Below are 18,951 nucleotides of genomic sequence, written 5' to 3'. Positions count from 1 at the left end.
CTCAGAGAAGGCGGCAATGGTCGCCGGCACATCCTGAAGCCGTTGCTCCCGCTTCTGCGCAGTCACAATGATGTCCCCGATGTCTGCCCTGTCGTTGCTCTCAGCAGATTGCGCATAGGCCGTCTGCGCGGCCATGCCAGTCGTCATCACCAAACAGATCGAAATGAGTGACGATGACCTCAAAACTTTTGCTTTTATCATAAGAACTCTCCCTTTATTATTAGCTATTATATATTTCGATTAACTAATAAATTACAGTATCGAGACTCCTTTCCGTCTGTCGTTCACTTAATCGGATTTGCAGATCGATTGAGTTGGATGACCTGTTGGTGAGTGGCGCCGGGGCCTAGGCTTGCATATTTGGCGATAATCTGATCGCGTATTTTCGGCGCTTCGCCTTGGACAGCTTGGGCGAGGGCCTTGCGCATGGTGTCGGCGTCGTAGTCGCAGCAATAGGCCGGGGTCGAGGGTTGCTGGCGCCACGATTCGGCGAGCGTGCCTGCATCGACGGGATCAAAGCCCATGGTCTCGACGATGTCGCAGGCAAGCGCCTTGTGCCGTGGTTCGTCTCCTGCCACGGCGATGGCCAGCCGGCCCGGCGTATTTTTCGGCTGGCCGAGTTCTGCCAGCGAATAAGCTAGGATGTTGTTGAAGGCCTTGATCACCGGCCGGCCAATTTGTCTGGAGACCCACAGGCTCTCGACCTCTCCTGCATCGAGTTCGGCGATCTGCGGATCGCGCATGCCCGGATAATAGTTGCTGGTGTCGATGACCGGCACGTCCCGCGAGACGGTGTCGAACAGATCCTTGGGCAGGTGGGCGAGGGCGGGAAGCGGGATCGACAGGATGATCATGTCGGCATCGGCGAGGGCCCCTCTGACATCGGCCGCGGTCGCGCCGATCTCGTCGGCGAAGGCCCGCACGCTATTTGCACCCCTGGAATTTGCGACGCTCACCTGGTGTCCCGCCGCGGCAAGTCCGCGTGCAAGGAGGCCCCCAATACTACCAATTCCAATAATGCCGATCTTCATGCCTTGCCTCGCTCAAGCCTGTTGCTTTACACCCGCGTTTAGGCCTAAGTGGTGGCATCGGCAATACCTACTAAAAAGTGTTGAACTGTATAAAAGGTAAGTATAAATGCGAGGCGACTGGGTATGCGACGACCCAAGACAACCATCGGGGACGCCACAACAAAAATTTCCGACTTCCATTCGGCGATCTGGCGACGTTTTGTTCGTCGCGGCAGGGAGTTCTTTGACGAGGAGTGCCGTTGCTGCTGTCGGCGACGATCGGACTCCCGCGGCTCTCGTTGCGTCAGTCTTTCTTCATCATAGCCGAAGTTGTTGCAAGCCCCAGCCGATGACCGGGATAGTATCGTGATAGTGTAAAGAGCAATGGCACAAACCTAGATATCGAAACGGAGAATGAATATGACGCCGACCGAAGAAAAAAATCTGCAGATTGTGAAAGATGCTTATGCGTCCAGCGCCCGTGGGGAGCCGCAAGGTTTCACGGCAAGCTTCACCGCCGAGACGGAGATCCATGAGGCGCCTTCTCTGCCTTATGGAGGCATTCACAAGGGTGTCCAAAGCTTCCCGACGCTTATCGGCAAGGTGCTGGAGCATTTCTCCAGCCTCAAGTTCACGAAGCACAACATCATAGCCAGTGGTGACAATGTCGTTTCGTGGGGCGTTCTCGATCTCGTCGGCAAGAAAACGGGAACGGCTGTCACCATACCATTGGTCGAAATCTGGACGATCATAGATGGAAAGACGCAAAAGCTGGAAGTGATCTATGGCGACACTGTCGAAGCTCTGAAAGCCGCCGATCTTCTTTGATGGAGCTATGATCGACACCGCACGGCTGTCGAACACTCAAAGCCTGGCAGGTCGCCCGTCGCTTGTTTCCGAGCTTCGGGATGACCTTGCCGGCAAGGCGCTGGTTTTATCCCGAGCCACATCTTCATGATCGACAATTCACGGTTGAGGTGGTCTTCGAGCTTCAGCCAATAGGTCGGCCGGCTCGGTCAACCGCTTGTCGTTGACGATGATCAGCAGTCGAAATAATGAGTGAAGTGCTTCTCGATGCTTCGGCGCTTCTGACATTGCTGAAGGAAGAACCCGGAGCGGGGAAGGTCGCCGATGCACTGGCCTCGTCGAGAATGACCTCGGCCAGTTCGCCGAAGTGGTGAGCCATTTCATCCATGCGGGAATGCCCGCGGGCGAAGTGGACGCCATGCTGCATCCCTTGCCGATCACGATCGTCGAAGCGGATCAGAACCTTGCCACCATTGCCGGGAGGCTGAGGGCGACGACGGCCGAGTCAGGTCTGTCGCTTGGCGACAGATTTTGCTTGGCGCTGGCTCTGCGCGACGGATTGCCCGCGCTCACCGCGGACAAGACGTGGCGGACCGTCGCCGAGGCCGTTAACGTGAAAGTGTCGGTCATTCGGTAGCTTGCTTCGAGCAAGCGGGACGAAGCTGAGCGCGATTTCCTCTTTTACCTGAGTTTCCCCTCAAGCCGTCCCGCGGCGATCAGCCCTCCGGCCAGCCCCGCGTCGCGCAAAGTGCATGGCACGATATAGTCCGCCCAGCCGCCAGACTGAACGACGTCAATATAGCCATACACCAGACCGGCAGCCTTGCTACACACGCGGCTCAGCAGGGAGGGAGTATCCATCACTCCACCGCCCATGACGATCCGGTGCGGTCTTGCCACCAGCGTCAGGTTGACGACCAGATGGGCGATACGAATGGCCTGACCCGACGACGACTTCGCCATCGACGCACAGAGCCGCGCCAATGCCCGTCCCTACAGCGACATAGGCGATCGACGGCGCGTCCTGACCCGCACCCGCCATCGCCTCTGCTAGCGCCGCCGTGCCGACGTCCGTCGATAGCGCGAGCGGCACATGTAGGGACGAAAAGAGCTCGTTCAGGTTGACCCCGCGCCACAAAGGTTTGGGCGTGTTTCCGATCACGCCATAGTCTCGCCGCGACCTGTCCAGTTCAACCGGGCCGAAGGCCGCGACGCCCAGCGCGGAAAACCTCCGGGGTCCCTGCCATGGCGCGCGCTGACGCTGAACGGCCTGCTGCCGCTCGAACTTGCCGGCAATGGAACCGGCTTCAACGATCCCCGTATTCAGGCGGTCGAAATGGTAGGCGGAAACGGCATTGCGACTGCCCGATCGCTGGCCCGATTATATGCGGCTACGCTGACGCCACTGAATGGCGACCAGATCTTGTCGTCGGAGACGATCGCCGACGCCTGCATTCCCGTTTCGACAGGGCCGATGTGGGGAACGGAGGTGGACGGTCCGAATTGGGGTGCAGGCGTCATGCTGCCTTCACCAATGCAACCAATGCTGGGGGAAGGCTCCTTCGGTCATGATGGCGCAGGCGGGTCGCTCGCATTCGCCCATCCTCCCAGCGGCATCAGCTTCGCCTATGTCCGCAATCGCATGTCAGCAGGTGGTGTAATCGATCCGCAGGTTTATGCGGTGATCGATGCGCTACGTTCGTGCATCCCGCAGGCCGGAGGCAAGTCGTAATGGCACTCGATCCGTTGCTCAGGATATTGCTCCGTCTGGTCCCAGTCCGAAAAAAACGCGCCCATCGCGCCGAAGAAGGTGAACATGAACAAATAGATTGCCGTTACTAGACCGCGCATGGCATTGGGCGCTACGCGCTGCACAGCGGCGTTCTGCGGCACTGCGCCGGCGAGCCCGATTGCCCAGCATCGCCAGTGCGGTTTCTGGAAGGGCGTCGCTCTGGTGTCGATAACTCCGTCACCATGATGGAAGACTAGACAGTAAGTAGCTGAGCGCCTTCGCGTGCAACGTCCTAGAGCATGACTGTGCCGAGCAGTCCGCCATCGGGCTGACAGGCTGACCGCTTTGCCGAGTTCTTCACCAAAGGATTCTGCCGGAGCAAACCAAGTGTCTCTCAGATGTCTTGCACCAATCTGCCATAAAGGTCCGGGCGGCGATCTCGGAAAAAACCCATTCCCGCCCGATGTCTGCGTGCGCGCTCCAGGTCCAGCGTTGCTACGAGCGCACCCGTTTCGTCGCGACCGGCTTCAGATACAAAATCTCCCCATTCGTCAGTGATGAAGCTGTGGCCGTAGAAGGCTTGTCCATCTTCCTTCCCGATCCGGTTGGCGGCTATTACCGGCATGACGTTGGAAACCGCATGTCCAACCATGGCGCGACGCCACATGCGGCTGGTATCGAGATCCGCATCATAGGGTTCTGAACCAATAGCGGTGGGGAAATAGAGCATTTCGGCGCCCATCAGGGCCATTATCCGGGCGGTTTCGGGATACCATTGGTCCCAGCAGATGCCCACACCTACGGTGCCATATCGGGTTTTCCAGACCTTGAAACCGCTATTGCCGGGACGGAAATAATATTTCTCCTCATAGCCGGGGCCGTCAGGAATATGGCTTTTGCGGTAAACTCCCATGATGTCGCCGGCGTCATCGATCATGGCCAATGAGTTATAATGATGTTGACCGTCGCGCTCAAAGAAGCTGGCAGGGATATATATTTTGAGTTCGGCGGCAAGCTTCTGCATGGCGAGAACTGCCGGATGCTCATCAAGAGGGAAAGCTTTGGCAAAAAGGACCTCTTCCTCTACCTTGCAAAAATAAGGACCTTCGAACAGCTCCGGCGGAAGGATGATCTTTGCGCCCCGCGCAGCAGCTTGGCGGACCAGCGCGGAGACGGCATCGATATTCTCAGCAAGATCATCCGAAAAGGCGAGCTGAAGTGCTGCTACGGTCACCTGGGTCATCTTCAACTCCATTCGTCCCTGCTATTGGGGGACGTGGGTTCGGGAAACATTGGGCGCGCTCGACACGCGCTGCTGGCGGCTACTAAGACGGCATCTGCTGGCTGATGCAATGGAAGCTACCGCCGCCCGTCAATATAGCGTCGCTCATCAGACCGACAATCTGCCGGCCGGGAAAAAACGGACGCAGGGCGTCCAGCGCAGCCTGGTCATTGGGTTGGCCATAGAGCGGCACGACGACAGCTGCATTGCCGATGTAGAAGTTCATATAGCTGGCTGGGACAATCTGTCCTCCGCGTCGAACGACGCCAGGGGAGGGCATCGGCGCCACCTCAAGTCCGAAGGAGCGGGCGCGGGATCTGGCATCGGCGTAAATGGCGGCGTTGGGATCGTCCTCCCCGGCAGGTTCAGGGATAGCCAGCAGCCCTTCGCCTACAAATCGCGCCAGATTGTCAATGTGGCCATCGGTATGGTCATTGAGTAGTCCCTGACCCAGCCAAACAATGTCGCTATAGCCGAGGCTCCCCGCCAGCAGGGTTTCGATCTTCCGTCGATCCAGTTGCGGATTGCGATTGGGATTGAGAAGACATTGTTCAGTGGTGACCGCAAGGCCGGTGCCGTCGGTGTCGACCGCGCCTCCTTCGAAAATCCAGTGGCCCTTGACGCAGGGCAGATCGGTTTGGCCGGCGAGCTTGGTTCCGATGTCGCGGTCGCCGGGCATGTCATAACTGCCCCCCCAACCATTGAAGTCGAAGTCGACGAACGCTCGCTGGTCGCCATTTTTGACGGCTATAGGGCCGGTATCTCGCAACCAAATGTCGCCGAAGGGTAGGACCTCAACCTTTACGGCGTCGTCAACAAGGGAGCGGGCAGCGATGGCCGATGGTTCGTCCGCGGCGATCAGGCGAACCTCTTCGCCCCGGCCACCGGAATGTACCGCATTGGCGAACTCGGCCGTTTGCGCGCGGGCGGTCTCAAAAGCGTCAGGCCATTCGGCGGGGTTGCTAGGAAAGCCGATCCACACCCACTCGTGCGGAGCCCATTCGGCCGGTTGTCGGAAAGTCATGCGCTTGGTCCTGCTATGTCGTTCGCGGGTTTACACCATCGGGTCGCGAGAGGAAGGGCAAATCTGATTTGGGATGCTCAGACAATTTCGAAGCCGTAATGGAACTAGCTTCGACCACGAAAAGTTTTTACAGCCGGATCGCAACAGGAGAGGTTCGTATGAGATACCGCATTTGCTTGGCCACTGCTTCGGCCGCGTTGGTGCTTTCGAGCTGCATGGAGGATGCGGGAACGGAGAGCGCGGGCTCCGGCGGGCCACCCTCTGCCATCAGTGCATCTGAAAAGCAGGAGGGTGCGAAGGCTCACCCGGAATTGCTGAAGGAATTCGGGGGTGCCTACGGTGGCAAGCAGGCAAGCTATGTGACGGAGGTTGGGCGGAATATCGCCGTCCAGTCGGGTTTATCCAACGCACGCAGTGATTTTACGATCAGCCTGCTTAATACGCCGGTTAATAACGCCTTCGCGATTCCGGGCGGTTATGTTTACGTCACGCGGCAGTTGATGGCGCTGATGAACGATGAGGCGGAACTGGCCGGCGTGCTGGGTCATGAAGTGGGCCATGTTGCCGCCCGGCACAGCCAGAAACGGCAAAGCACCGCCACGCGGAATACGATATTGGGAGCGATCGGCCAAATTCTGGTCGGGGCCGTGGCAGGGGATTCGCAATTAGGTGAATTGCTGCAGCGAGGGATCGGCACTGGCAGTCAACTACTGACCCTCCGTTTTTCGCGGACGCAGGAATATGAAGCCGACGACCTTGGCATTCGCTACCTGGGCTCGGCGGGTTATGATCCGCAGGCGCTTTCCTCCATGCTTGCGTCGCTGGCAGCGCAAACGGCACTTGAAGCGAGAACGGCGGGAAAGGATGCTCGCTCAGTGCCGGAATGGGCAAGCACCCATCCTGATCCGGCCTCTCGAGTGAGCCGAGCTTCGCAGAAGGCCACGGCAAGCGGCGCCACAGGAAAGCTGAGGAATAGAGACGCTTTTTTGACCGCTCTGGACGGAGTGACCTATGGGGACGATCCCAAGCAGGGTGTGATCGAGGGTAGTCAGTTTCTGCACCCGGCCCTAAAACTCGCCTTCACAGCGCCCAGTGGTTTTGGCATGCAGAACAGCACGGATGCGGTCAGCGTCAGCGGATCGGGCGCGCAGGCGCAATTTTCCGGCGGATCTTATAATGGAGATCTGGACAGCTATGTGCGTTCGGTTTTCAGGGCGCTCGGCGGCAATAATACCAATGTCGAGGTTGGCACGATCGCTCGAACCACTGTCAACGGTTTGCCCGCTGCCTATGCGACGGTGAGGGCAAACACTTCTTCCGGGCAGGTGGATGTCACCGTCTTCGCCTATGAATTTAGCCGGTCCAGCGCGTTCCACTTTGTGGGGCTAACGCAGGCGGGGCAGGGTCCGGGGGTGTTGTCGCCTATGTACCGTTCCGTGCGTCGCCTGTCCGATACGCAAGCTGCGGCCATAAAAGCCCGCAGGGTTCAAGTGGTGACTGTGAAAGCAGGCGACACGCCAGCGAGCCTTGCCAACCGCATGGCTTACAATGATTACAAGGTCGATAGATTCCTGGTTCTAAACGCGCTGCAGGCCAACAGTAGTTTGAGAGCGGGACAGAAAGTCAAAGTCGTGACCTACTGACATGAAAAAGGCGGCGGAACTTGCGCTCCGCCGCCTCTTTTCAAGGTAACTGGTTACCTTAGTTGGCGTTGTTCAGGCCGTTGCTGGCCGAATTGAAGGTATTTTTGAGGTTGCCACCCAGACTCGACATTGCGCCGATGGCCGCAACCGCGATCAGAGCCGCGATCAGGCCATATTCAATGGCGGTTGCGCCCTTCTTGTCGGCAAAAATCTTGCGAATGAACTGCATTTCGGTCTCCTTGGTCTCAAACTTCAACATACCCGGCTCGCCGTCTTGCAGGCTAGCGTGCCCAGAAATAAGTGATCGGAGTTGATAAAGGTTTAACGTTCAGAAGTTCTATCGACAGTCATTGTTGGTTCGCGACCTCATTGCTCACATTGTTCCAAATGCCGACCGCCTTGGTTCCAAATGCGGTGATGGCGCCCATGGCGCCGAGAACGACAAGCGCACAGATCAGGCCATATTCGACGGCGGTTGCGCCCCGCTCCGCTCTTACTAATTTTTTTAGAATCCGGATCATGCCTGCCCCGTCCATGCATTGCGGCGAACGTGACTTGTAGACAGGGGGGCGTTAACAAAGCTTTATGCAGATGAATATTCCAAGCCTTTCCGCATCCCTTCTCCATGTTGTTGCCGTTGCTTTGGTGGACGCGGATGGGCGTGTCCTTCTTCAGCAGCGGCCGCCCGGAAAGGCTATGGCCGGCTTATGGGAATTCCCTGGAGGCAAGATTGAAGGCGGCGAAACGCCTGAAGCTGCGCTGGTGCGGGAGTTGGAGGAGGAGCTGGGTATCTCTACTCATGTAAGTTGCCTTGCTCCGGCCGCCTTCGCGAGTGAAGCTTTGGGCGACAGGCACCTGCTGCTTTTGCTCTACATTTGCCGAAAATGGAACGGGACGGTTGCGCCACTCCACGCAAACGAGCTCAAATGGGTTCGCCCTGTGCAGATGCATGCTATGGACATGCCTCCAGCGGACCGCCCGCTCATTGGCTTGCTCGACGCGCTGCTTTGAAAGGGTCTATATCTTGCTTTTCAGGGCGTTGGCCAATGAGGCTTTCGCGCTTCCCCGTCGGGCAGCCTTCGGTTGATCGGGATGTGGAGCCCAGCCGCTCAAGTAAATGATGCTGAAATGTTCGGCTGTTTTCCCATCCGGATCGGCCGCGGCTTCAAATGCCTGTGCGGCACGCAACATTACTTGGCGTCCCATCGATGGCGGGCGGGAGGATAGGACGTTCGAAGCTCCCATGCCCCTTAAGTCCGCGAATAAGGAGAACAGGCCGGAATAACGCACGGCTAGGCTGTCGCCATCCGCAACTGGCATGGCAAAGCCAGCGCGACTTAGAAGGTCCCCGGCGGATCGCACTTCGATTTGTGGGTGGATATGTTGGGCCGGCCGCTCGCCCTCCGCTGCGAAAAGTACGCTGCGCAACACCGACAATGTCCCTGCGCCAAATAGCGCTCCCAGAAAAAGCCCATCCGGCCGAAGGATTCGGCGTATGAGGATCAAGGCTCCCGGCAGATCATTAACGCTGTCCAGCGTACCACAGGCAATGACCAGATCGAAACTTGCGTCAGCGAAGGGAAGAGCGTCTTCATCGGCCAGGACGACGTTATACGGTCCTTGGCAATTCGCCAGTGCCGGATCAGTGCTAATGACCGACATTCCTGCGTCGGCTAACTGGCGCCGCAAATACTGATCCGGCGTACCGATCAGCAAAACCTGCTTGAACTCTCTTTTTACATCCTTCAGCCGGTCCAGCAGTTCCTCGGCCATATGCCGGTAGAGGAAACCATGCGCCTGGAATCGAGGCGCGGCTCGGTCGCGGCGCAATCGGCGCAGACGGCGGTCAAAGATTTCCGATCGTTGGTGCGGCATGTTCACATCGGGCTTGTGCATTTCAGCGGCGCGGAGGACAAGAGCTTATGAACCTGTTTTACGCGCTTATTCGGCCTATTGTCGATTTCGCCTTGCCACCCCGTTGCCCCTCCTGCGGTGTAATCACGACCGCCGATCAGACCTTCTGCTTTGGGTGCTGGGAGAAGATGGAGTTTTTAGGATCGCCTTGCTGCGAAAGTTGTGGCCTGCCCTTTGCCTATGAACAGCCGGAGGGGAATCGCTGTGCTGGCTGCTTGGCTCAACCGCCGGCCCACGACCGTGCCCGTTCGGTGCTCGCCTATGGCGAGGTCGCCCGTCAGGTGGCGCTGAAACTGAAATATGGCAGGAAGATCGGGCTGGCGCGGCTGATCGCCGGTCTTATGGAGAGGCATATTCCGCCGGAGGGCCGGGGGAACATGGTGCTGGTGCCTGTCCCCTTGCATCGTTGGCGGCTTTGGTCTCGCGGCTTCAACCAGTCGGCGCTTATTGCAAAAGCCCTTGGCCGATCGCTCGGAATTGCTGCCGAGGTTGAGATATTGAAGCGCGTCAAACATACGCCGCCGCTGAAGGGCATGAACCCCGGCCAAAGGGTGAAAGCGGTGCAAGGGGCGTTTGCCATCGACCTGGCGCATCGTCACCGCATAGCCGGCAAGACTGTCCTCTTGGTCGACGACGTTTATACAAGCGGGGCGACCGCCAACGGCTGCGCCAAGGTCTTGAAACGCGCGGGCGCCACGTCAGTGCAACTTCTCAGTTGGGCCCGGGTAATTGCGGATGAGGGCGAGACGCAATTGACAACATCGGATGCTATGCTCATCTCATGATAAGCAATGATGAGGTCGCTGATGTCCCGTGTTGAAATCTATACCACAATGACATGCCCCTATTGCGTGCGCGCGAAGCGCCTGTTGGATGAGAAGGGCGTATCTTTCGAAGAATATGACGTCACCATGGGCGGCCCAAGGCGGAGCGAAATGCTGGAACGCTCGAACGGCGGCTATACTGTTCCCCAGATATTTATCGACGGAAAGCACATCGGTGGATCGGATGATCTGGCTGCGATGGACCGCGCGGGAGCTCTCGACCCCTTGTTGAATCGTTGATCCTATGCGTGCCGCCATTTTGCAGATGACAAGTGGCACGGACCCAGCCCGCAATGCCGCCGTAATCGCCAAAGCTGTCGCCCGAGCAGGGGAGGAGGGCGGCGACATGCTCTTCACGCCTGAAATGGCCGGTCAATTGGACCGGGATCGGAGCCGGGCGGCCGTTTCTTTGACCAACGAGGCGGGAAGCAGGGTTCTGGCGGAGGTCCGAAACGCAGCAGCCAAGGCGGGTGTGTGGGTTCACCTGGGCTCGCTGGCCCTCAAGGGGGAGCGGGAAGACGGCCGATGGAGCAATCGCAGCTTCGTCATAGACGACTGCGGTGAAGTTCGTGCTCGTTACGACAAAATCCACCTTTTTGACGTTGACCTTGCCACAGGCGAGACTTGGCGGGAGTCATCCGTTTACGGGTCCGGCGAGAGGGTGGTTGCCGTGGACACGCCCTGGGCGCGGCTCGGTCTTAGCATTTGCTATGATATCCGTTTTCCCGATCTGTACAGGGCACTGAGCGATGCGGGAGCTAATATCCTGCTGGTGCCATCGGCCTTTACCGTCCCTACTGGCAGGGCGCATTGGCATGTCCTGCTCCGTGCTCGCGCCATTGAAGCGGGCTGTTTCTTGATCGCTCCGGCGCAGACCGGGCGCCATGAAGACGGGCGGGAAACTTTCGGTCATTCATGTGCCATTGATCCATGGGGTGATATTTTATTGGATATGGGTACTGAAACAGGGCTTGCCTTGGCCGATATAGAGATGGAAAGGGTTGCCGAAGTGCGATCCCGTATACCGGCAATCGCCAACAGGCGGGCAATAGCAAGTGAAGTTGACATAGCATGATCGTATTCGACCTGAAATGTTATGAGCGGAACCATGTGTTTGAGGGCTGGTTCGCATCCAATGCGGACTATGAAAAGCAGCGCGCTAGCGGCATGATTGCATGTCCCTTGTGCGGCGACACCCAGGTGCGCAAGGCAGTGATGAGCCCCGCTGTGGGAGCAAAGTCCAACCAGACCCGGGTGCAGGCTCCTCAACCTTCAGCCCCTAAAAGCAACCCGTCGGACGATCACGCAATTTCGCTCAGCAATGCCCCGTCCAGCGCCCACATGGAAAAAATGCAAGCCCTGATCACGGCGGTGGCGGAGGCGCAAGCGCGCATGCTGGAAAAATCCGAATGGGTGGGGGGTGCCTTTGCCAATCGTGCAAGAGCCATGCATTATGGCGACGAGCCGCACAAACAGATTCACGGGGAAGTTGCATCGGATGAGGCCAGGGCTCTGGTCGAAGAAGGTATTGAAGTAGCGCCGCTACCACTTCCCGTTGTGCCGCCCGAAATACAGAACTAAGCCTTTATACGTTCATTGTCTGCCGTGGTAGCCCTGGCAACATGACAGTGGGAGTCGCGCTGCCAGGGCCTTTCCACCGTCGGGTATCGTTGGGGGTCAGCGACAACCCGGCCCCAATGCAAATTGCGGCCCGCTGCTTATCCGATAAACTGGTTAACAATTTACTAACAACCCGTTGCAAGCGCTTCCGATTGACGTCTGATGAAGGCGGCGGTATTCGCCAGGGACGGCCCTATTGAGGCCAACGCGCCCGTAGCTCAGCAGGATAGAGCACCAGATTCCTAATCTGGGGGCCACAGGTTCGAATCCTGTCGGGCGCACCAACTTTTTAATCGCGACGACTGCGGTCAGGGACGGCGAGATGCGAATTAGCATAGCGCTCGTGGCGGATTTCGACGCTTCGCCACGCCCCTGAATTTCAGTTTGTCGGGACATTCTGGCCGGACCGCTTCCGGCCACGAGTCAGAGGAAGCGGTCAATAAGCATCGGCAAAACCCGATACTTATTGACCTCAGGAATCACATCGGATAATTCCGATGCATATGGATACCGACTCTGCTCTGGGGGCGCTTTCGGCGCTCTCCCATCCCACGCGGCTTGAAGCATTTCGGCAGCTTGTCCGGCATGAGCCGGAAGGTTTGTCGACGGGCGAACTCGTTGAGGCGAGCGGACTAACGCAAAGCACTTTCTCCACCCACCTCGCGGTCCTCGCCAAAGCCGGTCTCGTAGTGTCCGAGAAACGGGGGCGGCAGCAGATCCAACGTTCCAGCATAGACACGCTGCGTGCGTTGATAACTTTTCTCGCGAAGGACTGCTGCCAAGGCCGCGCTGAGTTGTGTGAACCGCTGCTCGCCGAACTCACCAATTGCTGTTGAAAGGCCGCGCCGTGACCGACATCGTCATCTATCACAATCCGGAATGCGGCACGTCTCGGAACGTGCTGGCGCTGATCCGCAACTCGGGGATCGAGCCGCACGTCGTTGAGTATCTGAAGACGCCGCCGGCCCGCGTGCTCCTCATTGAGATGATCGACCGTGCCGGGATTACGCCCCGCGACTTGCTGCGCGAGAAGGGTACGCCGTTCACCGAGCTTGGCTTGGCGGAGACCTCGCTTTCCGACGATGCGCTCGTCGATGCAATGATCGAACATCCGATCCTGATTAACCGACCGCTCGTGGTGACGCCGCTAGGCGTAAAGCTCTGTCGCCCGTCGGAGGTCGTGCTTGACATCCTGCCCAACGCCCAAAAGGCGGCATTCGCCAAAGAGGATGGCGAGCGGGTTGTCGACGTCGCAGGCGACCGCATCCAGCCGGCGTGACCCGCCGGACCGTCCTCGCCGAGGCGCTGGGCAGCCTTATGCTGTTCGCGACCGTAATCGGCTCCGGCATCATGGCCGAGCGCTTGGCTGGCGGGAACGTCGCCATCGCGCTGCTCGGCAATACGGCAGCTACAGGCGCGATCCTGTTCGTGCTCATCACAATGCTCGGACCGATATCCGGAGCGCACATGAATCCGGCCGTCACGCTGGTTATGCGGCTGCGCGGGCAGGTCGGCACCGAGACGGCGATTGCCTATCTTGTCGCCCAGCTTGTCGGCGGCGTGCTCGGTGTCTGGCTCGCTCATCTCATGTTCGACGTGCCGATCCTCCAGCTATCGACGAAACTCCGCACCGGCGCCGGCCAATGGGCAGGCGAGGCCGTAGCCACCTTCGGTTTGATTCTCACGATCCTTGGCACTGCGAGGATCCGACCGGGGCATATCCCCGCTAGCGTCGCGCTCTACATCACAGCCGCCTACTGGTTCACGTCGTCCACGAGCTTCGCGAACCCGGCGATCACGATTGCGCGGTCGTTCAGCAATAGCTTCGCAGGCATCGCACCTGTCTGCGTGCCGACCTTCATCGTGGCCCAGCTCGTTGGCGCTGTCGCCGCGCACTTGGCCGCCGACCTGCTATTCTCCCAGCAAACAGAGGGAACCGCGTAAGCCGGATCATCTTCTCGCCGATCCCGCATGAGCAGTATGATGTGCTTCGCCTGGCCCTGTATGCGGCGCGCCTGCCCACCGATGACCTGGGGGAGCAAGATTCGGCTTTCTTCTCGCTCTCCGACGACGATGGCCCAATCGGCTTCATCGGGCTTGAGGGATCGGGTTCGGACAGGCTTCTCCGGTCGCTGGTTGTCCTGCCGAGCCGCAAGCGGCAAGGCCACGGAGGTCTGCTCGTCGTCGATGCCGAAGCTTTCGCGCTCGTGGGTATCAGTCGACCGATCGAGCCACGGCACCAGCTGCCATCGCCAGCACCGCCCAGTTTGCCTCGCTTTGCCCCGCGAGCGCTGCCTATCTCGTCAAGGAACTCACATGAGCCGCGTCCGCGTCCTCTCCGAACCCGATCACATGCCGGCGCTCGATCCCGCCTTCGCAATCCGGCGCCGGGCGCTCTGGCTCGGTGACGACCAGCCGCCGCCCCAGCCCAGCGACTGGGGGCAAAGGTCAAAATGATGATGCCGCCGCGCCCTGTTTCCTAATTGGCCAAGCCTATGTTGTCGTAGAGAGATGGATCGAGAAACACGCAGCCTCCCCTATATGCATCCTTATCGTTCATGCGACCGATAACGCTTTTTACTTCGACTCCACAGGACCCGGTTGAAGCGCCAGTTGCTTCCCTCTTGACTTGAACATTCCATCTTTGGCTGCCGTTCGCCACTTCCTTGGGGTGTAGGCTATTCCCGTTTTCTTCTTTGGCAACGGCTGGTTCCTGGAATAACGTCGCTGCAAGTCCCATCACCGACAGAAATTTCCACATTTCAATCATTCGCATCATCATTCACTCGCAATGGATGCGCCTGGGGTAAGCCGAGCTTGCCCCAAGAGCATCTGGCTTAAGGGCAAGCCTCAAAACTAGGCATGACTTCGTGATTTTGTCCGTTTTGCGTTGACCCATGTCTCCCGCTGAAAGTCTTTTTGCTCCAGATTTTTGCAATTCGGCCATTGGCCACCTCAACTACTCGGTCGGCCATGGCAATGGTTTCCGGGCGGTGCGCCACTATGATCCGAGTAAGCGCCAGGCTCTTGATGGCGTCATTGACGCGACGCTCGTTTGCGACATCGAGATGGCTTGTGGCTTCGTCAAGGACCAGAATTCGGGGGCGCTTGTATAACGATCGAGCCAGCAATATCCTTTGTTTCTGTCCACCTGAAAGCCCAGAACCCCCTTCGCCTGTTAAAGTGGCATATTGCATGGGCATGTTTTCGATGTCGGAATGTATCGCGGCCTGGCGGGCGCAGTCGATCATCCAATCGGTGTCGGGTTCGGGGTCGAAAAAGCAAATGTTGTCGGCAAGCGAACCGGTAAACAGCAGGTCGTCCTGCATAACGGTGCCAACCATTTCGCGGAAGCGAGCCACGCCAATTTCGGTCAATGGAACGCCACCCACCCGAATCTCGCCTCGCGTAGGCTCCAGCAAACCGAGCATCAGTTTTACCAAGGTGGTTTTTCCGGATCCAGACGAACCAACCAGGGCGACGCATTCACCCGGCGCAACATCCAGGTCGATGCAATTGAGGACCGGGGCGTCGTCGAATGCGTAGGAAAATTCCAGTTGTCGTAGCTGAAGCAAAGGCGGCGATTGCACATGCTCGGGACGCATTGTCGCCACCGCGGGACCGGACGGCTCGACAGGGGTCAGCATTATGTCGCTTACGCGGTCGATATGCAGCCGCAATAAGGTCAATTCCAACAGCCGGTCTAACAGAGCTGCTGCCCGACGCGTAAACTGGTCAAGATAGGCGAGGAATGCAAACAGCATGCCCAACGTCACCGATCCCCTGAGGATGGTCCAGGATGCAAACCAGATGACCAGCACACGCAGCAGACCAAACATCAGCTGTTGCGCGGCCGTGTAGGAAATCTGAAGACCCTGGACATTCAGTTCGGCATTGGTCTGAGCGGCCGCAAGGTTGGCCCAACCCCTGTGCCGCTGATCTGCCCGGCCAAACAGCCGCACGCCTTGAATACCCCGTAATGTTTCAAGGAAATGGCTCTGCTGACGCGCGGTCTGCGCAATTTGTTCAGACCAGGCCTGGCGCAGCCGACCCTGCAGCATGAGGCGAAACAGCCCATATAGAATGACCATCCCGAGGGCTAATCCGGCTCCCGTCAGGCTGTACCACGCCATCATGGCGAGGGTGCCCACCGCCATAGCTCCATCGACCAACGCTTCGATAAAGCCGGTGCTGAACGTTTTTTGAACCGTTGTGATGGACCCGAAACTCGACATGATATCGCCAGCATGCCGTCGCTCGAAATAGGATATAGGCAGTCGCAGCAAATGCGTCAGCACACGACCGCTCCAACGCAGGTTGAGATCAGTGCTTGCTACTGCCGCCAACCACCCGCGAATGATTTCGAGTGTCGCGCCAATAATCACCAGCAATGCAAACCCAAGAGCCAGTCCATTCAGCAACGAGACGTTCTTTACGGGCAGCGCATCATCCACGATCCATTGAAGCAGAACCGGTGTGAAAATCGCCAAAAGTTCCAGAAAGAACGTTAACAGCACTATATGGCCCAGGCCCGACCAAAGCCCCGGAACATTGCTTAGCCACTCGCGGATGCCCGTGTCGTGACTTTGCTGACGAGAGAAATGTGAGGAGGGTTCACATTCGATGGCCACTCCTGTGAAGTGACGCCCAAATTCTTTCATTGAAACGCGCAGCACGCCAATCGCCGGATCATGGAGGACGGCTCCGCCACGGTAGAGCGAGCGCAGCACCACGAAATGATCCATGTCCCAATGCAATATGCAAGGAAGTTGCAGGTGATGAAGTTCGTCCAGGTCAAGTTTGACCGGTCGAGCGATTAAACCGAGGGCGTCGGCAATTTTAACCAGTCCATGCGCGGTCAATCCCTTGCGCGAAGTAGGAAGGTCACGGCGAATGTCGGCCAACTTCAGTCCCGATCCGTGAAAAGCGGCCACCATCGCCATTGACGCCAGGCCGCATTCGCAGGCCTCCATTTGCAAGAAAACCGGCAGTTTTCGCTGGCGAAGATTGAAACGGTGGCGCATCAGGACGAACTTTGTTTGGAAGCGACCCTCAAGGCGATCCATTCGATCAGACTTTGTCCCGGAACAATTTTCCACTGGGCAAGCAAGATGCTCAACGCGATCACCGATATCAAAAGCACGACCATAATAGCGGAGATTCGACGGTTTCGGCGCTTAACCGGGATACCCAGAGCCGCTTCTCGCTGGTGGTTCACCGCTTCTTGCCGAAATAGCATCCGCATGGAAAACAAGATCGCCTTTTGCGAAATAAGGCCGGCGGGTCCGAAGAGACCCGCCGACGGAAAAGTGAAATCAGCCGCCTACGCAGGGGCGTGAGCCGCCGTTGCCCGTGTTTGAGCATGTATTTCCTGGAGGCGGGACGGGGCCGCGCTGTCCGCCACTCACTGCAAGCTGTTCCTTGTTGGTCAGCAGCTTCAGCATGCTGCTGCCAACTTGCTTCTTGGTCGTAGGTTGCATGATAGTCATCCTAATTTGAGGATTGTTCCCATCCATTTCATGTGTTCCGGGCTGGGAACATCGCGCCCGGGAACTTCGTGAACAGTCGTGGGGCTTCTGACGCTATGAGGCGCTGTCATTCGCTTTGCGATTTGAGGTAGGCCGCTCCCGCAGCCACAGCGTTGCAATCCATTTTTCGCCAGCTAGAACAGGCGCGCCTCCATGGAGCGAGGCGACATCCATGCTGCCGTCGGCAAGCTGATAGGAAAAATATAGAACGCTGCCGCGTTTGGGGCGGATTTCCAGGCCGGCCATATCGAAAACAGTGCCGCCGCCACTTTGTACATCGCTCAAATACAGGATGATTGTGCCGACACGCTGGCCCGCCTCGTCAATCGCTGCCATATGATAGGGCAACTCATCTTCGCGAAAATAATCCAGATGCGACTGAAATTTGTCGCCGGGCCGATACCGGGTTACCGCCAGCCTTTCCGTTTGTCCTATGGGCCAAGCAACGAGTTCGGCAATTCTTGCTTCGACGGCATCCAGTACCGGGGAAACGCCAGACGCCAAGTAAGTCCCCGTGCTGGAGCGTGCATCCGGATCGACCAGTGCTCCGTCATCGCCCATGACCGTGCTGACCTCCATGGTCTCTCGGGCAAGTTCTATTATAGCGTTGCACTCTTCCGACGACAGTACGTTGTCGAAAAGTATGATCCTGGGGCTTTGGCAACTCAGTCGGACGGTAATTTCCCGATCATCTCTCGCCAGCATGTTCGTGCCCAGATCTTCGGCGGATAATGGGCGAGGCACGGGCCTTAGCCCTTTATCGGATACCCGTTCGATCGCCGCTCCATATCGAGCTTGAGAAAAGTTCTGCACCAAGCCCCAAACCGCCTCCTGTAGTCTGGAATGCTGCAAAATGGAGGATAGAGGCGCGGTGTCATGCCGTAACAAGCCAATTGCGGCCAGCACCCTTGCTTCGCGTGGGCTGAAACCGTCCTCCTGCATAGCCTGGGCTAACGTTTCGACAGACAAATTGGGAATGTTAGCGGCTTCCTTCATCCAGTCGTCGAGAGATTCGGCGCCTAGATGCTGTGCTTGTTCGCCAGGAGCACCCAGAGTACATTCATCATCATAATGACAAGGATCGTCCGAACAAAATTCTTCTTGTTCGCGCATGTTGAATCCATGAATTGTTAAAATTAAAATCGACAAATATTACCAAAATGTCATGGCAATATATGAATTGTACGTAGTAATTTTTGGTATGGATTATTTATTCATTAAATATGATTCGGAACAACTCGAGAAGTTGCCGTTTTGATAATGATTAAATCCGTTGTGAAGGAATCTGTCTATTTTATAGTGATTGAGTATTGGTGGGGTCACGACGTCTGGTGCAATCGCCACCAATTAACGCCCTCTAAGTCCGCGGGACGTCTGAATGAAAAGCGATGAAAATTGCCGCGGAAACAAAAATGCGAGACGTTTCGCGTCCCAGCCGGCAGGCGGGATCAGGCTTGGGAAAGCTTTTCGGAATGACCGACCTGAGACATAGGTGACGTTTTGTACCGGACACATGGGTAACACCTCCCCCATGCAATTGCATGGGGGAGGTGTTGGATGCCGTGGA

Annotated in this window: 24 protein-coding genes, 1 tRNA gene and 2 pseudogenes; 15 read left to right on the top strand and 12 right to left on the bottom strand. The window is 57.7% G+C overall.

Features of this window, described 5'->3' with window-relative positions; translation table 11 throughout:
- Together HNQ99_RS15930 and HNQ99_RS15925 are read right to left on the bottom strand one after the other, a co-directional pair.
- A partial coding sequence (locus tag HNQ99_RS15930) for a hypothetical protein (RefSeq protein ID WP_184477458.1) occupies positions 1 to 201 on the bottom strand: 201 nt, incomplete at its 3' end.
- Positions 202 to 284: 83 nt separating this feature from the next.
- The gene (locus tag HNQ99_RS15925) at positions 285 to 1,031 is read right to left on the bottom strand and encodes an NADPH-dependent F420 reductase (RefSeq protein ID WP_184477456.1); all 747 of its coding nucleotides are present in this window, start codon (positions 1,029 to 1,031) and stop codon (positions 285 to 287) included.
- A gap of 399 nt (positions 1,032 to 1,430) precedes the next feature.
- Here HNQ99_RS15925 and HNQ99_RS15920 point away from each other — a divergent pair, with 399 nt between their 5' ends.
- Both HNQ99_RS15920 and HNQ99_RS15915 read left to right on the top strand, forming a co-directional pair.
- Positions 1,431 to 1,838: a nuclear transport factor 2 family protein gene (locus HNQ99_RS15920; protein WP_184477454.1), complete on the top strand. Its 408-nt coding sequence runs from the start codon at positions 1,431 to 1,433 to the stop codon at positions 1,836 to 1,838.
- A 227-nt stretch (positions 1,839 to 2,065) separates the two neighbouring features.
- A pseudogene (locus HNQ99_RS15915) lies at positions 2,066 to 2,454 on the top strand (PIN domain-containing protein).
- Positions 2,455 to 2,498: 44 nt separating this feature from the next.
- Here the strand turns inward: HNQ99_RS15915 and HNQ99_RS16730 are convergent.
- Both HNQ99_RS16730 and HNQ99_RS17000 read right to left on the bottom strand, forming a co-directional pair.
- Positions 2,499 to 2,801 carry an ROK family protein gene (locus HNQ99_RS16730; protein WP_184477452.1) on the bottom strand — a complete coding sequence of 101 codons (303 nt, stop codon included), beginning with the start codon at positions 2,799 to 2,801 and terminating at the stop codon, positions 2,499 to 2,501.
- A 30-nt stretch (positions 2,802 to 2,831) separates the two neighbouring features.
- Positions 2,832 to 3,006 (bottom strand): annotated as a pseudogene (locus HNQ99_RS17000) (ROK family protein); the annotation flags it as partial.
- Here HNQ99_RS17000 and HNQ99_RS15905 point away from each other — a divergent pair.
- Complete coding sequence (locus HNQ99_RS15905) at positions 2,983 to 3,549, top strand: serine hydrolase (RefSeq protein ID WP_184477466.1); 567 nt, start codon at positions 2,983 to 2,985, stop codon at positions 3,547 to 3,549. The pseudogene HNQ99_RS17000 and the gene HNQ99_RS15905 sit on opposite strands and share 24 nt — an antisense overlap.
- 394 nt (positions 3,550 to 3,943) lie before the next feature.
- Here the strand turns inward: HNQ99_RS15905 and aguB are convergent, their stop codons facing one another.
- Both aguB and HNQ99_RS15895 read right to left on the bottom strand, forming a co-directional pair.
- The gene (aguB, locus tag HNQ99_RS15900; protein WP_184477450.1) at positions 3,944 to 4,792 is read right to left on the bottom strand and encodes an N-carbamoylputrescine amidase; all 849 of its coding nucleotides are present in this window, start codon (positions 4,790 to 4,792) and stop codon (positions 3,944 to 3,946) included.
- Positions 4,793 to 4,874: 82 nt separating this feature from the next.
- A complete protein-coding gene (locus tag HNQ99_RS15895; RefSeq protein ID WP_184477448.1) occupies positions 4,875 to 5,855 on the bottom strand; it encodes an agmatine deiminase family protein in 981 nt (326 codons plus the stop codon).
- A gap of 215 nt (positions 5,856 to 6,070) precedes the next feature.
- Here HNQ99_RS15895 and HNQ99_RS15890 point away from each other — a divergent pair, with 215 nt between their 5' ends.
- Complete coding sequence (locus HNQ99_RS15890; protein ID WP_246415055.1) at positions 6,071 to 7,498, top strand: M48 family metalloprotease; 1,428 nt, start codon at positions 6,071 to 6,073, stop codon at positions 7,496 to 7,498.
- 58 nt (positions 7,499 to 7,556) lie between these two features.
- On the opposite strand, the gene HNQ99_RS15885 is transcribed toward HNQ99_RS15890, so the two are convergent.
- Both HNQ99_RS15885 and HNQ99_RS15880 read right to left on the bottom strand, forming a co-directional pair.
- A complete protein-coding gene (locus HNQ99_RS15885; RefSeq protein WP_184477464.1) occupies positions 7,557 to 7,727 on the bottom strand; it encodes a Flp family type IVb pilin in 171 nt (56 codons plus the stop codon).
- A 118-nt stretch (positions 7,728 to 7,845) separates the two neighbouring features.
- Positions 7,846 to 8,019, bottom strand: a complete 174-nt coding sequence (locus tag HNQ99_RS15880; protein ID WP_184477444.1) for a Flp family type IVb pilin — start codon at positions 8,017 to 8,019, stop codon at positions 7,846 to 7,848.
- Positions 8,020 to 8,089: 70 nt separating this feature from the next.
- Between HNQ99_RS15880 and HNQ99_RS15875 the strand changes: the two genes are divergently transcribed.
- Positions 8,090 to 8,509, top strand: a complete 420-nt coding sequence (locus HNQ99_RS15875; RefSeq protein WP_184477442.1) for a (deoxy)nucleoside triphosphate pyrophosphohydrolase — start codon at positions 8,090 to 8,092, stop codon at positions 8,507 to 8,509.
- A gap of 6 nt (positions 8,510 to 8,515) precedes the next feature.
- Here HNQ99_RS15875 and HNQ99_RS15870 read toward each other — a convergent pair whose 3' ends face one another.
- A complete protein-coding gene (locus tag HNQ99_RS15870; RefSeq protein ID WP_246415054.1) occupies positions 8,516 to 9,394 on the bottom strand; it encodes a class I SAM-dependent methyltransferase in 879 nt (292 codons plus the stop codon).
- A gap of 26 nt (positions 9,395 to 9,420) precedes the next feature.
- Between HNQ99_RS15870 and HNQ99_RS15865 the strand changes: the two genes are divergently transcribed.
- The 9 genes from HNQ99_RS15865 to HNQ99_RS15825 all read left to right on the top strand — a co-directional run bounded on the left by HNQ99_RS15865 (position 9,421) and on the right by HNQ99_RS15825 (position 14,313).
- Positions 9,421 to 10,197 carry a ComF family protein gene (locus HNQ99_RS15865; protein ID WP_184477440.1) on the top strand — a complete coding sequence of 259 codons (777 nt, stop codon included), beginning with the start codon at positions 9,421 to 9,423 and terminating at the stop codon, positions 10,195 to 10,197.
- A 21-nt stretch (positions 10,198 to 10,218) separates the two neighbouring features.
- The gene (grxC, locus tag HNQ99_RS15860) at positions 10,219 to 10,476 is read left to right on the top strand and encodes a glutaredoxin 3 (RefSeq protein WP_184477438.1); all 258 of its coding nucleotides are present in this window, start codon (positions 10,219 to 10,221) and stop codon (positions 10,474 to 10,476) included.
- A 4-nt stretch (positions 10,477 to 10,480) separates the two neighbouring features.
- Complete coding sequence (locus HNQ99_RS15855; RefSeq protein ID WP_184477436.1) at positions 10,481 to 11,311, top strand: carbon-nitrogen hydrolase family protein; 831 nt, start codon at positions 10,481 to 10,483, stop codon at positions 11,309 to 11,311.
- The gene (locus tag HNQ99_RS15850) at positions 11,308 to 11,817 is read left to right on the top strand and encodes a DUF1178 family protein (protein WP_184477434.1); all 510 of its coding nucleotides are present in this window, start codon (positions 11,308 to 11,310) and stop codon (positions 11,815 to 11,817) included. The genes HNQ99_RS15855 and HNQ99_RS15850 overlap by 4 nt, the downstream gene beginning before the upstream one ends.
- Before the next feature lie 246 nt (positions 11,818 to 12,063).
- Positions 12,064 to 12,140 (top strand) — tRNA-Arg (locus HNQ99_RS15845).
- A gap of 219 nt (positions 12,141 to 12,359) precedes the next feature.
- Entirely contained in the window at positions 12,360 to 12,692 is a 333-nt protein-coding gene (locus tag HNQ99_RS15840) for an ArsR/SmtB family transcription factor (RefSeq protein ID WP_184477460.1), read from the top strand.
- Positions 12,693 to 12,703: 11 nt separating this feature from the next.
- Positions 12,704 to 13,135: an arsenate reductase (glutaredoxin) gene (arsC, locus tag HNQ99_RS15835; RefSeq protein ID WP_184477432.1), complete on the top strand. Its 432-nt coding sequence runs from the start codon at positions 12,704 to 12,706 to the stop codon at positions 13,133 to 13,135.
- The gene (locus HNQ99_RS15830) at positions 13,132 to 13,800 is read left to right on the top strand and encodes an aquaporin (protein ID WP_184477430.1); all 669 of its coding nucleotides are present in this window, start codon (positions 13,132 to 13,134) and stop codon (positions 13,798 to 13,800) included. Before arsC ends, HNQ99_RS15830 begins: the two co-directional genes overlap by 4 nt.
- A gap of 372 nt (positions 13,801 to 14,172) precedes the next feature.
- The gene (locus HNQ99_RS15825) at positions 14,173 to 14,313 is read left to right on the top strand and encodes a hypothetical protein (RefSeq protein ID WP_322790391.1); all 141 of its coding nucleotides are present in this window, start codon (positions 14,173 to 14,175) and stop codon (positions 14,311 to 14,313) included.
- Between the two features lie 22 nt (positions 14,314 to 14,335).
- Here the strand turns inward: HNQ99_RS15825 and HNQ99_RS15820 are convergent, their stop codons facing one another.
- A complete protein-coding gene (locus tag HNQ99_RS15820) occupies positions 14,336 to 14,626 on the bottom strand; it encodes a hypothetical protein (protein ID WP_184477428.1) in 291 nt (96 codons plus the stop codon).
- Positions 14,627 to 14,693: 67 nt separating this feature from the next.
- The gene (locus HNQ99_RS15815; protein ID WP_246415053.1) at positions 14,694 to 16,799 is read right to left on the bottom strand and encodes a peptidase domain-containing ABC transporter; all 2,106 of its coding nucleotides are present in this window, start codon (positions 16,797 to 16,799) and stop codon (positions 14,694 to 14,696) included.
- 30 nt (positions 16,800 to 16,829) lie between these two features.
- Between HNQ99_RS15815 and HNQ99_RS15810 the strand changes: the two genes are divergently transcribed.
- A complete protein-coding gene (locus tag HNQ99_RS15810) occupies positions 16,830 to 17,195 on the top strand; it encodes a hypothetical protein (RefSeq protein ID WP_184477468.1) in 366 nt (121 codons plus the stop codon).
- 243 nt (positions 17,196 to 17,438) lie between these two features.
- On the opposite strand, the gene HNQ99_RS15805 is transcribed toward HNQ99_RS15810, so the two are convergent.
- Positions 17,439 to 18,497 (bottom strand): 2OG-Fe(II) oxygenase, encoded by a 1,059-nt coding sequence (locus tag HNQ99_RS15805; protein WP_184477424.1) that lies wholly within the window; start codon positions 18,495 to 18,497, stop codon positions 17,439 to 17,441.
- Between the last annotated feature and the right edge of the window lie 454 nt (positions 18,498 to 18,951).

This window comes from Rhizorhapis suberifaciens, assembly GCF_014200045.1.
GTDB classification, from domain to species: domain Bacteria; phylum Pseudomonadota; class Alphaproteobacteria; order Sphingomonadales; family Sphingomonadaceae; genus Rhizorhapis; species Rhizorhapis suberifaciens.
This window is presented reverse-complemented; position numbering and strand designations above follow the sequence as displayed.

Bases quoted from the DNA above. Each gene is read 5' to 3' on its own strand.
- HNQ99_RS15895 (WP_184477448.1), bottom strand. From the start codon at position 5,855: ATGACTTTCCGACAACCGGCCGAATGGGCTCCGCACGAGTGGGTGTGG.
- aguB (WP_184477450.1), bottom strand. From the start codon at position 4,792: ATGACCCAGGTGACCGTAGCAGCACTTCAGCTCGCCTTTTCGGATGAT.
- HNQ99_RS15885 (WP_184477464.1), bottom strand. From the start codon at position 7,727: ATGCAGTTCATTCGCAAGATTTTTGCCGACAAGAAGGGCGCAACCGCC.
- HNQ99_RS15890 (WP_246415055.1), top strand. From the start codon at position 6,071: ATGGAGGATGCGGGAACGGAGAGCGCGGGCTCCGGCGGGCCACCCTCT.
- HNQ99_RS15870 (WP_246415054.1), bottom strand. From the start codon at position 9,394: ATGCACAAGCCCGATGTGAACATGCCGCACCAACGATCGGAAATCTTT.
- HNQ99_RS15875 (WP_184477442.1), top strand. From the start codon at position 8,090: ATGAATATTCCAAGCCTTTCCGCATCCCTTCTCCATGTTGTTGCCGTT.
- HNQ99_RS15815 (WP_246415053.1), bottom strand. From the start codon at position 16,799: ATGGCGATGGTGGCCGCTTTTCACGGATCGGGACTGAAGTTGGCCGAC.
- HNQ99_RS15840 (WP_184477460.1), top strand. From the start codon at position 12,360: ATGGATACCGACTCTGCTCTGGGGGCGCTTTCGGCGCTCTCCCATCCC.
- HNQ99_RS15925 (WP_184477456.1), bottom strand. From the start codon at position 1,031: ATGAAGATCGGCATTATTGGAATTGGTAGTATTGGGGGCCTCCTTGCA.
- HNQ99_RS15880 (WP_184477444.1), bottom strand. From the start codon at position 8,019: ATGATCCGGATTCTAAAAAAATTAGTAAGAGCGGAGCGGGGCGCAACC.
- HNQ99_RS15825 (WP_322790391.1), top strand. From the start codon at position 14,173: ATGAGCCGCGTCCGCGTCCTCTCCGAACCCGATCACATGCCGGCGCTC.
- HNQ99_RS15820 (WP_184477428.1), bottom strand. From the start codon at position 14,626: ATGATTGAAATGTGGAAATTTCTGTCGGTGATGGGACTTGCAGCGACG.
- HNQ99_RS15865 (WP_184477440.1), top strand. From the start codon at position 9,421: ATGAACCTGTTTTACGCGCTTATTCGGCCTATTGTCGATTTCGCCTTG.
- HNQ99_RS15920 (WP_184477454.1), top strand. From the start codon at position 1,431: ATGACGCCGACCGAAGAAAAAAATCTGCAGATTGTGAAAGATGCTTAT.
- HNQ99_RS15855 (WP_184477436.1), top strand. From the start codon at position 10,481: ATGCGTGCCGCCATTTTGCAGATGACAAGTGGCACGGACCCAGCCCGC.
- HNQ99_RS15805 (WP_184477424.1), bottom strand. From the start codon at position 18,497: ATGCGCGAACAAGAAGAATTTTGTTCGGACGATCCTTGTCATTATGAT.
- grxC (WP_184477438.1), top strand. From the start codon at position 10,219: ATGTCCCGTGTTGAAATCTATACCACAATGACATGCCCCTATTGCGTG.
- HNQ99_RS15850 (WP_184477434.1), top strand. From the start codon at position 11,308: ATGATCGTATTCGACCTGAAATGTTATGAGCGGAACCATGTGTTTGAG.